Raw genomic sequence first — 12193 nt, forward strand, 5'->3', positions numbered from 1 at the left:
GGGGGACGTGGGTGCCACGAGGGGAACGGCCGCTCGAGTCCGAGGACAGCGCGCTGCTGCGGTTCGCCGCGGACCTGCGCCGGATGCGGGAGAAGGCGGGCAGCCCGCCGTACCGTGAGCTGGGGCGCAGGGCCCACTACTCGGCCGCGACGCTCTCCGAGGCGGCGGGTGGGCGCAAGCTGCCGACCCTCGCCGTCACGCTGGCCTACGTCACGGCGTGCGGTGGCGACGCCGCCGAGTGGGAGGAGCGCTGGCGCGAGGTCGCGGCGGATCATTACGAACCCGCGGTCGCCGCTGAGTCGCCCTATGCCGGACTGGCCGCCTTCCAGGCGGCCGACGCCGACCGGTTCTTCGGCCGCGAGCAGCTGACCGCGAAACTGCGTGATCTCGTTGCGGCACAACGGTTCGTCGGCGTGTTCGGCGCGTCCGGGTCGGGCAAGTCGTCACTGCTGCGCGCCGGTCTGGTGCCGTCCCTCCCAAATGCGCTGGTGTTCACGCCCACCGCGGACCCGGTCGAGGAGTGCTCGGTCCAGCTGGCCGGGCTGATCGGCGAGTCTCCCGTCACGTTGAAACGCGAGCTCGCCGCCGACCCGGCGAACCTGTGGCTGCGCGTCCGGCAGCACGACCCGTCGCTGGTGCTGGTCGTGGACCAGTTCGAGGAGGTCTTCACCCTCGTGCCGCCCGACGCGCGCGGCTGGTTCATCGCGGCGCTGACCGGCGGGCCACGCGTGGTGCTCGGTGTGCGCGCGGACTTCTACGGCCACTGTGGACGGTTCCCCGAACTCGTGGATGCCTTGGCGGGCAACCAGGTTCTGGTCGGCCCGATGACACCGGACGAGCTGCGCCGCGCGATCGTCGAGCCCGCGACACGGGTGGGCGCCAAGGTGGAGACGGCGCTGGTGACGCGGCTCGTCGCCGACGTGGCCGGGCAGGCCGCCGCGTTGCCGCTGGTGTCGCACGCACTCGTGGAGACGTGGCGTCGCAGGCGTGGAATGACGTTGTCCCTGCAGGGATACGAGGAGGCGGGCGGCGTCGAACACGCGCTGGCGCGCACCGCGGAGTCCGTGTTCGAGAACCTTTCGGCGGTCGAACAGGAACAGGCGCGGCTGTTGTTCCTGCGGCTGATCGCGCTCGGCGAGGGGACCGAGGACACCAAGCGCTGCGTGGTGCGCGGTGAGCTCGACGTCGCGGACTCGTTGCTCGACCACCTCGCGGCCGCGCGGCTCATCACGCTGGACCGCGACTCCGTCGACCTGACGCACGAGGCGCTGATCCGCTCGTGGCCACGCCTGCGCGACTGGATCGCCGAGAACCGCGACCGCCTGCGCATCCACCGCCGGCTGATCGACGCCACCAAGTCGTGGGAGGCGACCGGCCGCGACCCCGACGCCCTCTACCGCGGCGTCCGCCTGGCCCAGGCGAAGGAGCTCGAAGCCGTGCTCAGCGAGCGCGAGAAGGAGTTCCTGCACGAGTCGCTCGACGCCGAGGTCGCCGAGCTGGCCGAGGCGCTGGGCCGTACCCGCAGGTTGCGGCGGCTCGTCGTCGCGTTGGCGGTCGTCGCGGTGTTGCTCGCCGCCAGCACGGTCTTCGCGGTGGTGTCGCAGCTCAACGTGTCGCGGGAACGCAACAACGCGCTCGCACTGCAGGCGGCGGCGCAGGCCCGCGCGCTCGGAGATCGCGAACGACAGACCGCCGCCAAGGTGGCGCTGGCCGGGTACCGGTTCAACCCGACACCCGACAGCCGCGACGCCCTGCTCAGCGCGGCGGCGCGCAGCCGGATGCTGCCGCTTCCGCCGGCAGCCAAGGGACAACCGCTCGGCATGGCCTCCCAGAACGGCGATGTCCTGATACTCGAGCACGAGGACGGCACGAGCTGGCTGTTCAGCGCCGACGCCCGGCCGCGCGCGTCCCTCGGGCAGATCTACGACTTCGGACTGATCAGTGCCGATCGCAAGACGCTGGTCGCGACCAGCCGGGCGGGGGTCAGCGAGCTCTGGGACATCGGCGACCTCGACCACCCGCAGCGTCGCGCGGTTCTGCCGGGCCTGTTCAAGGTGGTCGGACTGAGCGGCGACGGATCGCTCATCCTCGGTTTTCCCGGCCGGTTCGGGGCGACCCCGTCTCCCGCGCCGAGTGCCGACGTGATCGCCGTGCAGTCCACGCCGCCGGCACCGGTCCTGCTCGACGTGCGCGACCTGCGGCAGCCGCGGGAGATCGTCGTGCCGACGACGACCAAGTACTGGGCGTCGCTGCGCCCGGACGGCAAGCAGCTCGCGACGATCAAGGACGTCGACGGGCGGACCGTCGTCGAGTTCTGGCGCATCGAGAACGGCAACGCGGTGCCCGACGGCACTTTGCCCGGCCGGCTCGACTGGGCCGGGCAGGCGAACTACAGCGCCGACGGCCGTTACCTGGTGACCGCGTACGGCAAGTCCGGGACCATCACCTTCTGGTCGCTCGCCGGTGAGACGCCGGTCGAGTGGGCGTCGATCTCCGACGCCGACAAGCACATGAACGTGCTCGCGTTCGGACGTGACGATCGAGTTCTGCTCGCGTACGACGACAAACTCGAGGTGTGGGACGTCCGCAGGAAGGGCTCGCCCACGCGGACCGGCACGCTCGAGGGCTTCGGCGACTTCCCCACCGGCGAGTACCGGCCGGATACCGACGACTTCCTGGTGCGGACATCGCCCGTTCCGCCGCCGAAGTTGTTCCCGCTGGACCTGGATGTGGAGCAGGTCGTCCGGGAGATGTGTGCCAGGGGTGAGGGCGAGCTGTCCGACAGCGAATGGAGCCAGAACCTGCCGGGCGCCGACCCGATCAAGCTGTGTCCGTGACTATTGCTTCAGTGATGACAAAATTCGGTGTCACCGTGTGAACGTGTCCGCACACTCGTTGTGATTGCAAGATCCACTCTCTAGGGTGACCGAGTGCGTGTGTTCGCAAGGGGACTACTGGGCATCGCCGGATTTCTGGTGGTGTGGGAGCTTTTCGCACGCTCCCCATTGGTCCCCGGCGACGCGCTGCCGCCACCGTCCGTGGTGGCGGGGGAATTGTTCACCCAGCTGGGCGATGAAACCTTCCTCCGTCACGTGATCGCGACGGTCCTCGCGCTGCTCATCGCGGTCGTCATCGCCGTCGTGATCGCGGTACCCAGTGGACTCGTGCTGGGCAGCGTGCCCGCGGTGCGGCATGCGACGCGGGCCGTCATCGAGTTCCTGCGCCCGATCCCGTCCGTGGCGCTGATTCCACTGGCGCTGGTCATGCTGGGCTTCGGGCCGGAAACCAAGATCACGCTCGCGGTGTACGCGGCGCTGTGGCCGATCCTGTTCAACACCATTTACGCGCTGGACGAACTGGACCCGTTGCACGTGGACACGGCGCGGGTGTTCGGCTTTGGACGGACGCGCATCCTCCTGCAGGTCGCGTTACCGAGCGCGCTTCCCTTCGTGCTGACGGGAATCCGCCTCGCCGCGACGACCGCGCTGGTGGTGCTGGTCAGCGTGGAGCTGATGTCCGGCGGTGAGATCGGCATCGGCTACTTCATCATGGAGGCGCGCAGCGGTCCCGGTCGCATGGACCAGGTGCTGGTCGGGACGGTCGTCGCCGGCGTGATCGGGGTTGTCGTCAACCAGGGGCTCGAGCGCGTGCAGAAGCGGTGGGTGGCCTGGTGACCGGCTTCCTGCAGCGGTGGACGGTCTTCGGCGGCATCGTCGTGGGGTGGCAGTTGCTGGCGTGGTTCGGTGACAACCCGTTCTTCCCGCCGCCGACGGAAATTCTCACCGCCGCGTGGAACTGGTGGGTACTCGAACCGTCGAACATCACCGAGCACATCCTGCCCAGCATCGGACGTCTGCTCAGCGGATGGCTCATCGCGTCCGCCGTCGGCATCTCGCTCGGGTTGCTGCTGGGCCGGTCCGAGCGCGCGATGCAGTACGCGGGGCCGCTGCTGACGTTTCTGCGCTCGATCCCGCCGCCGGCGCTGGTGCCGGTGTTCCTGTTGCTGTTCAAGACGGGCACGTCGATGCAGCTCGCCACAATCGTTTTCGGCGTGCTGTGGCCGATCCTGCTGAACAGCGTCGACGGCGCCCGCTCGGTGGACGTCACGAAAGTCGACACCTCGGCGGTGTTCCAGATCCCGCGCTCCCAATGGGTTCTGGGCGTTGTGCTGCCCGCGGCGTCTCCGAAGATCTTCGCGGGACTGCGGGTGTCGCTGTCCCTTTCGTTGGTGCTGATGGTGATCTCCGAGCTCGTCGGCACGACCAACGGCATCGGCTCGCAGCTGATGGTGGCGCAGCGCGAGTTCGACTACACGCGCATGTGGGCCGGAATCGTGCTGCTGGGCGCGCTCGGCTACGGACTCAACACCGTGCTGCTCGCGGTGGAACGCAAGGCATTGGCGTGGCAACCGAGGAGTCTGAATGACCAACATGCTTGAGGTGGCCGATCTCGCCCACACCTATGGCGAGCACCAGGCCATCGCGGGTCTGTCGTTCAACGTGGGGGCGGGCGAGCTGGTGTGCGTGGTCGGACCGTCCGGCTGCGGCAAGTCCACCCTGTTGCGCACCATCTCGGGCCTCATCGCCCCCAGCAGCGGGTCGGTTTCCCTGGACGGCGACCACCTCGCCGTGGTCTTCCAGGACTACAGCCGCTCGCTGTTCCCGTGGCTTTCCGTGCAGGGCAACGTCGAGTTCCCCCTCCGCCGGTCCCTGCGTCGCGCTGAGCGGCGCGCACGGGCCCGTGAGGCCCTGTCGTGGGTCGGTTTGGAGGACGTGGGCCGCAAGTACCCGTGGCAGCTTTCCGGCGGCATGCAGCAGCGGGTGGCCATCGCGCGGGCGCTGGCGTACCGGCCTTCGTTGTTGCTGATGGACGAGCCGTTCGCGTCCGTCGACGCGCAGACGCGGTTCGAGCTGGAGGACCTGCTGCTCAAGGTGCGGCGCGAGCACGGTGCGACGGTTCTCGTTGTCACACATGACATTGACGAGTCGGTGTACCTGGGGGACCGGATCCTGGTGCTGTCCGGGTCTCCCGCGCGCCTGGTGGCGGATCTTCGCGTCGACCTGCCCGACGAGCGGGACCAGATCGCGACGCGGACGGACGAGACGTTCGTGGCGTTGCGTTCCAAGGTGGCGCGGCTGCTGAACCTCGGCAAGGCGCCCACTGTGGACATCGAGAAGTGGGCGGCGGCCGAACGTGAGGCGTTGTCCGAGGCCTTGGTCGACCGCTGAACGTAAGACTCGGGGGCCGGAGCGTAAGACTCGCGCGAGTCTTACGCTCCGGCCCCCCGAGTCTTACCTTCCGGCTCCGTGAGTTTTACGTTCGTGCACCGTGGCGTGCCCCTAAGGGCTCCCTAACGGTCTCGTTTGGCTCTGAACTGGGGCGAACTCCCGATGCTCGGGGGAGGTCCGGACCAATACGGTTCGTGACACATCCCCCGAGATCAACCTTCATCAGGAGTTAGGTTCCACATGAGCACCCAGCAGACCACGCTGCACGACTTCACCCTCAACCTGCTCGCGGACCCGGCTGCGCGCCTGGCGTTCCAGCAGGACCCCGAGGGCGTGCTTGGCGACGCCGGTCTGGGCGACATCACCGCGGGCGACGTCTACGACATCCTCCCGCTGGTTCTCGACTCGGCCTCGATCGTCAAGGTCGACGCCGTCGACAAGGTGATCGCCGAGGCCGGCGACATCACCGCCGTCGACCACCTGAAGCTGATCACCGACAACCTGAACGGTGTCGCGCCGGTCACCGACATCGTCGCCACCACGGGCATCACCGCGGTCGTCAAGGACTTCGCGGACGTCAGCGACGTCTCCAGCACCCTCGACGCGGTCGTGCAGCAGAACGACGTCGTCGCCAAGGTGACCGACAACGAGATCATCACCAAGGTCACCGACAACAGCGTCCTGACCAAGGTCACCGACGTGGCGGACGTCGACGTGCACGACATCGACGCCCTCACCGGTGACGTCGTCGCGAAGACCGCCGTGCTCAACGACATCGAGGCCATCACCGGCGACGTCGACGGCACCCTCAAGGCCCACGACCTCGTCAACGTCGGCGACACGGTCGTCCAGGACGTCGCGCAGGTCGGCGACGTGCACGTCGCCGACACCGTTGGTGACATCACCGTCGGCGAGATCGGCCACGTCGGTGACGTGCTCGACGGTGGCGTCGGCAACGGCAACGACATCGACCTGCACTTCTGATTCGCCCCTCCACAGGGAAACCAGCGGGCGCCCGGCTCTGCCCCCGAGCCGGCGTCCGCTGACACAGACGTACGACTCGCCGGGAACAAGCGGCGGCGGCCGGCGAGTCGTACACCCTCCCCCTCCCGCGAGCCCCGTGTGCGTTGTCGTCGGGGGACAACGCACACGGGGCTCACCCGCGTCTCAGGGCCGTTCTCAGGGGCCTACGTAGTTCTCGGCGAACGAGGCCGCGTACGCGGGGGAACTCGCCAGGTGCTCGAGCCTGGCCGCCGCGAGGCGCGCGTGGAACGGGTCGTTCGTCGGCGCGTGGATCATGCCGATCATCCACTGCGAGAACTCCTGAGCCCGCCACACCCGTCGCAGACAGTCATCCGAGTACGTCTTGAGACCGCTCTCATCACCCGTTTGGTAGTAGTCCGAAAGAGCGACGGACAGCAGTGCTGCGTCGTTCATCGCGAGGTTCATGCCCTTGGCGCCGACCGGGGTGATGATGTGAGCTGCGTCACCCAACAGGTACAGCCGGCCGTACGACATGGGCTCCACGACGTGGCTGCGCATGTCCAGCATGCGCTTCTCGATGATCTTGCCGGTGGTCAGCTTCCAGCTGCCATCGGCCAAAGAGAGCCTCTTTTGCAGCTCCATCCAGACGCGGTCATCCGGCCAGTTTTCCACACTTTCGGACGGGTCCACCTGGAGGTAATACCGACTCACCGTCGGGCTTCGCAACATATGTCCGGCAAAACCATCGGGGTGCATCGAGTAAATGATGGCTTTAGTGGACGGCGGGGCCTCCGCAAGAATGGAGAGCCACCCAATTCCATGGTGATGCACAAGTTCCTGAAGAACGCCTGAAGGAATGCTCGGCCGGGACACCCCGTGGAACCCGTCGCACCCCGCCACGAAGTCACAGGAGACCTGCTCGCGGACCCCATCGGCGCTGGTCCAGACCACGCGCGGGGCTACCGAGGCCAGCCCCTGCAGCGAAACGTCACTGACGGAGAACCGGATGTCCCCGCCGCCCTCCAGGAATGCGGCGATGAGGTCGGTTACGACTTCCTGCTGGGGATACACGTAGTGGGTCCGGCCGCCGTACAGATCCGAGTAGGCGACTCGGAAGGCGCGACCGTTCACCCTGAATTCGCAGGCCCCATGCCGGTCGGCCGAGGCGAGCAGCCGGTCGGCCAAACCATGCCTCGCAAGTAACTCTACGGAGCGGTGTTCCAGTACACCCGCACGAGGACGGGTTTCCACCTCGCGTCGACTCGCCTTTTCGAGCACCACGCAGGGGATACCTGACTGCTGAATCAAGTTTGCCAAGGTCAGACCGGCTGGACCTGCTCCGATCACCGCGACGGCGGTCTTCACGCGTTCCCTCCAACCACTAGACACCCTGTGCTTAGATCCTCACCGAAGGTAGTGGATAAGTACCTTCGCGCGTCGGCTGACTGGGGTCTTGCGGAGCAGCGTAATTACTCTGAGTGGCCCTCGGAGGCCGACTCTCCCCCGCAACCGCAAGCGACACCGCTCCGACAGGAGAGTGCTCCCGATGACTCTTAGAGTCAGCCGAACGATCTTGCGCGGCACCGCCTTGGCCGCGCTGCTCGCCCTCGTGACCAGCTGTGGCCTCCTCGGTGGCAAAGAGGACAAACCCGCTGCTCAGAACAACGGGCCGGTGGAGAAATCCAAGATCGTCGTCGGCGTACTGCCCATCCTCGACGTCGCGGCCATCCACGTCGCGAACAAGAAGGGTTACTTCAAGGAGGAGGGGCTCGAAGTCGAGCTCAAAACGATTCAGGGCGGTGCCCAGGCGATCCCCGGCCTGGTCAACGGCGAACTGGACATGAGCTTCGGCAACTGGGTCAGCTTCTTCGCCGCCGAGTCGAAGGGCGCGGCGAAGGCCGTCGACGGGATCAAGCTCGTCGCCGACGGCTACCAGGCCAAACCCGAGATGTTCCTGATCTTGGCGCCGGGTGACTCGGCGATCAAGAGCCCCAAGGACCTCGCGGGCAAGACCGTCGCGGTGAACACGTTCAAGAACATCGCGGAGCTCACCGCGAAGGCGTCTCTCGAGGCGAACAACGTCGACCCGAAGACGGTCACGTTGAAGGAGATGCCGTTCCCCGACATGCAGGCCGCCCTGCAGAACAAGACCGTTGACGCGGCCTTCATGGTCGAGCCGTTCATCTCCCGCGCGCAGCGCATGGCCGGCGCGGTCACGGTGCTCGACACGGCCTCCGGTCCGACCGCGAACATCCCCATCGCGGGCTACGCGACCAGCGGAAAGTTCGCCAAGGAGAACCCGAAGACCGTCGCCGCGTTCCAGCGCGCGATCGTCAAGGGCCAGAAGGACGCCGCGGACCGGCCGACCGTCGAGCCCCTGCTCGTGGAATACGCCAAGGTCGACAAGGAGACCGCCAGCCTCGTGCACTTCGGCGAGTTCCCGACCACGCTGGACGCCACCCGGCTCCAGCGCGTCGCGACCCTGATGAAGACCTACGGGCTGTTGCAGAACGACATGGACGTCAAGCCCATGTTGCTCACTCCCAGCGGCAGTTGACGAACCGAACGCGGGTGGCCTGTGATTATGCCGTGATCAAGGTCACCCGCGTCCGACTGTTGTAAGCCAAGTGAATTATCCGCGCACGGCCGTTTAGCCCTGCCGGTGACTGAATGAATTGTCAACCAGCGTCAATCGTCGTCCGGATGGCGGTATGACAGTGGAGTGCATTACACCAAGATCCACCAGGTTTGCAGGTATTTCTCGGGGCGGGGAGTGTGCTGACCGTGCGCGGTCGTAGGGGCCAGCAGCGCAAGGGCACTGGCGAGACGTTCAGTCGCTTCCGGCTACGCAACTGGAGGTTGCGCAGCAAGCTCGCGGTGGTACTGCTCGTACCGGCGCTGAGCACCGCGACCCTCGCCGGACTGCGACTCAACACCCAGCTCGACGACGTCGAGCTCTTCTCCAAGGTTCAGCGCGAGCTGGCGCTGAGCCAGCAGGCCGAACGGGTCGAGGACGCGCTGCAGACCGAACGCGACTGGGCCGTCCAGTGCGTCGGCGGCGGGCGCGCCAACAACTGTGCCGAGCACGTCACCCGCGCCAGCCGGACCGACGTCGAGCTGGCCAAGTACCGCGACGTCGCCGAGGCGAACACGGCCATCGATCCCGTTGTGGTGCAGACGTTCGACAAGTCGCTGCAGACCCTCGACGGCCTCAGCAACCTGCGCAACACGCTGCTCACCACGAAGTACCCCGACGTGTCGGTGATCAGCGCGTACAACCAGATGATCGAACCGCTGAGCCAGGTGCACCGCGTCGTCGTGAGCAGCCTCAGCGAGTCCGGCGTCACCCCGATCGCCACCGCCGTGCAGAAGCTCTACGCGGCCAAGGAGCAGCTGTCGCAGCAGAACGCGATGCTGGTCTCCGCCGCGCTGCGCAAGGGCTTCGCGCCCGGCCAGGCGGACGGTCTGCGGGCCGCGCAGTCCCGGCTCGACGCGGCGCTCGCCGAGTTCGACGCGGTCGCGGATCAGAACAACCGCCAGCGCTTCCAGGACATCGTGTCGGGCGCATCCGTCGACGGCCGCAACCGGCTGGTGAAGCTCGCGCTCGTGCAGGACGCCGACAAGCAGCCGCTGTCGATCACCGACACCGAGGTGCTCAAGATCGGTGAGGAGACCGCGGGTCTCATCCGCGACGTCCGGACGTTGCTGGAGGAACAGGCGAGCACGACGACCGTGACGCTCGCCGAGGCCGCCCGGCAGTCGGCGTGGCGCGACGCTGCCCTGGTCGCCGTCTCGATGATCATCGCGTTCACCCTGATGATCATCGTGGCGCAGTCGATGATCCGGCCGCTGCGCGTGCTGCGCCGCAGCGCGTTGGACGTCGCGCGCAACCAGCTCCCCGACGCCATCCGCCGCATCCGCACCCACCGCGACCCCGAGCGGGCCGCGCAGGAGGCGATCGTCCCGGTGCCGCTGCACACCACCGAGGAGGTCGGCCAGGTCGCGCGGGCGTTCGACCTCGTGCAACGCGAGGCGGTGCGACTCGCCGTTGAGCAGGTCGCCTTGCGCGCCAACGTCAACGACATGTTCATCAACCTGTCGCGGCGCAGCCAGGCACTGGTGGAGCGGCAGATCAGCGTCATCGACCGGCTCGAGCAAGATGAGCAGGACCCGGACGCGCTGGCCAGCCTGTTCGAGCTGGACCACCTCGCGACGCAGATGCGCCGCAACAGCGAGAACCTCCTGGTGCTCTCCGGCACCACGGTCAACCGGCGCGTCAATCGGCCGGTGGCCGTCAACGAGGTGCTCGGCGCCGCGGTGTCCGAGGTCGAGAAGTACGCGCGCGTGCAGATCGCACCCACGCCGGACCTGATGGTGCAGGGCCGCGTGATCAACGACCTCGCGCACCTCATCGCCGAGCTGCTGGACAACGCCACGGCGTTCTCCAAGCCCAGCACCAAGGTCACCGTGCGCACCATCGAGACCCGGCGCGGCGAGGTCGCGGTGCGCATCCACGACCGCGGTGTCGGCATGCAGGAAGAGGACATCGCCGAGGCCAACGCGAAGCTCGCCGACCCGCCCGAGGTGGACGTGTCGGTGGCCCGCGAGATGGGCCTCTACGTCGTCGGCCAGCTCGCCAAGCGGCACGACATCCGTGTGACGCTGGCGAACAACGACGACATCGAGGGCGGTGTCACCGCGCAGGTCGTGCTGCCGGTCTCCTTGCTGCACAAGGGCGCGGCGCCGGCGTTGCTCACCGACACGCCGTCCAACCAGGGGCTGGAGGGCGTGCCGAAGTGGACGCCGCAGCCCATCGAACTGCCCGCCCCAGAAAAAACGACCGAGTCGACCGGCAGGCACCGCATCGAGGCCTCGCCCGCGTCGGAGCTGTTCGTCGCCCGCACCGAGGCGACCGAGCTCAAGGTCGGGGAGGGCTACGACTACGAGCCGCCCGCCGAACGTCCGGCCGAGCGCGAATCGCACACCGAGACGATGCCGGCGGTCCAGGATCATCTTGGCCAAGAGGACTACCTGGGCGAACCGCTCTCGCGGTGGTTCCAGAACCCGCAGCCGGAAGTCTTCAACGGGTCCATTGAGGACACAACCGTTCAGCCGCCCGTCAGCGTCGACGAGGAGGTACCGCAGGAGCCGGAGACAGTGGCCGGGCTGCCGAAACGGCAGCAGCGAGCGACCGTCGACCACGAGAAGCCCGCACCGGAGACCGTGCCCAAGGCCGTCGCCGACTGGGCCCACTCCGACTGGGGCTCGGCCGACGACGGCTGGCGAGCCGCGGGCGCGCTCGTGTCCGCCGGCATCGAGACGACCGAGAACGGCCTGCCGAAGCGCGTGCCGCGCGCCCGGCTCGTGCCCGGCTCGTCCCCGAAGGCCACCTCACCCGTGCCGGCACTGGCGCCGGCGGGAGCCGGACGGTCGGCCGACCGGCTGCGCGCACGTTTCGCCACGTACCAGAAGGGTGTCCGGCTCGGGCGCGAGTCCCTGGTGGACTCGGCAGTCGGCCACATCCCCGTGATCGCAGAAAGGGAGCACCAGTGACCACCACCTCGGAAGAGCTGGACAACTTCAGCTGGCTGGTCGAGGACTTCGTCAGCCGGGTCGCTGGTGTGGCGCACGCCATTGTGGTGTCGGCCGACGGGCTTCTCCTGGCGACGTCTGACAGACTGCCTCAAGATCGGGCCGAGCAGCTGGCGGCTGTGGCGTCCGGTCTGGTCAGCCTGAACCTCGGAGCGGCGCGCTGCTTCGAGGCGGGTGAGGTGAAGCAGACGGTCGTCGAAATGGAGCGGGGGTACCTCTTCCTCATGTCCATCAGCGACGGATCCTGCCTGGCGGTGCTCGCCGCGCCCAACTGCGACATCGGGCTCATCGGTTACGCGATGACCCGGCTGGTGGAGCGGGTCGGTCTCCAGTTGACGCCGGAGATCCGTGCCCAGCTGCACGTTTCCATGCGAGCCTAAATAGAAGGA

At 67.7% G+C, this 12193-nt stretch carries 9 protein-coding genes; 8 read left to right on the forward strand and 1 reads right to left on the reverse strand.

All coding sequences use genetic code 11. The features are described from left to right. Positions 1 to 11 precede the first annotated feature (11 nt). From QSK35_RS33585 to QSK35_RS33605, 5 genes are all read left to right on the forward strand, one after another. The gene (locus tag QSK35_RS33585) at positions 12 to 2837 is read left to right on the forward strand and encodes an nSTAND1 domain-containing NTPase (RefSeq protein ID WP_285751686.1); all 2826 of its coding nucleotides are present in this window, start codon (positions 12 to 14) and stop codon (positions 2835 to 2837) included. A gap of 93 nt (positions 2838 to 2930) precedes the next feature. Beyond that, positions 2931 to 3674 carry an ABC transporter permease gene (locus QSK35_RS33590; protein WP_285751687.1) on the forward strand — a complete coding sequence of 248 codons (744 nt, stop codon included), beginning with the start codon at positions 2931 to 2933 and terminating at the stop codon, positions 3672 to 3674. Then, positions 3671 to 4438, forward strand: coding sequence for an ABC transporter permease (locus QSK35_RS33595; protein WP_285751688.1), 768 nt, complete (start codon positions 3671 to 3673; stop codon positions 4436 to 4438). The genes QSK35_RS33590 and QSK35_RS33595 overlap by 4 nt, the downstream gene beginning before the upstream one ends. Further along, the gene (locus tag QSK35_RS33600) at positions 4422 to 5228 is read left to right on the forward strand and encodes an ABC transporter ATP-binding protein (RefSeq protein WP_285751689.1); all 807 of its coding nucleotides are present in this window, start codon (positions 4422 to 4424) and stop codon (positions 5226 to 5228) included. The genes QSK35_RS33595 and QSK35_RS33600 overlap by 17 nt, the downstream gene beginning before the upstream one ends. Positions 5229 to 5468: 240 nt before the next feature. Then, positions 5469 to 6212, forward strand: coding sequence for an IniB N-terminal domain-containing protein (locus QSK35_RS33605; protein WP_285751690.1), 744 nt, complete (start codon positions 5469 to 5471; stop codon positions 6210 to 6212). A 195-nt stretch (positions 6213 to 6407) separates the two neighbouring features. Here the strand turns inward: QSK35_RS33605 and QSK35_RS33610 are convergent, their stop codons facing one another. Further along, the gene (locus tag QSK35_RS33610; protein WP_285751691.1) at positions 6408 to 7577 is read right to left on the reverse strand and encodes a 4-hydroxybenzoate 3-monooxygenase; all 1170 of its coding nucleotides are present in this window, start codon (positions 7575 to 7577) and stop codon (positions 6408 to 6410) included. A gap of 181 nt (positions 7578 to 7758) precedes the next feature. Between QSK35_RS33610 and QSK35_RS33615 the strand changes: the two genes are divergently transcribed. From QSK35_RS33615 to QSK35_RS33625, 3 genes are all read left to right on the forward strand, one after another. Beyond that, entirely contained in the window at positions 7759 to 8769 is a 1011-nt protein-coding gene (locus QSK35_RS33615) for an ABC transporter substrate-binding protein (protein WP_285751692.1), read from the forward strand. Positions 8770 to 8996: 227 nt separating this feature from the next. After that, positions 8997 to 11765, forward strand: coding sequence for a sensor histidine kinase (locus QSK35_RS33620; protein ID WP_285751693.1), 2769 nt, complete (start codon positions 8997 to 8999; stop codon positions 11763 to 11765). After that, the gene (locus QSK35_RS33625) at positions 11762 to 12184 is read left to right on the forward strand and encodes a roadblock/LC7 domain-containing protein (protein ID WP_285751694.1); all 423 of its coding nucleotides are present in this window, start codon (positions 11762 to 11764) and stop codon (positions 12182 to 12184) included. Before QSK35_RS33620 ends, QSK35_RS33625 begins: the two co-directional genes overlap by 4 nt. Positions 12185 to 12193: the final 9 nt, after the last annotated feature.

The sequence above is a fragment of the Lentzea sp. NBRC 105346 genome, assembly GCF_030269605.1.
Lineage (GTDB): Bacteria > Actinomycetota > Actinomycetes > Mycobacteriales > Pseudonocardiaceae > Lentzea.

Coding starts and splice junctions, on each gene's coding strand:
- QSK35_RS33605 (WP_285751690.1), top strand. CDS start 5,469: ATGAGCACCCAGCAGACCACGCTGCACGACTTCACCCTCAACCTGCTC.
- QSK35_RS33600 (WP_285751689.1), top strand. CDS start 4,422: ATGACCAACATGCTTGAGGTGGCCGATCTCGCCCACACCTATGGCGAG.
- QSK35_RS33615 (WP_285751692.1), top strand. CDS start 7,759: ATGACTCTTAGAGTCAGCCGAACGATCTTGCGCGGCACCGCCTTGGCC.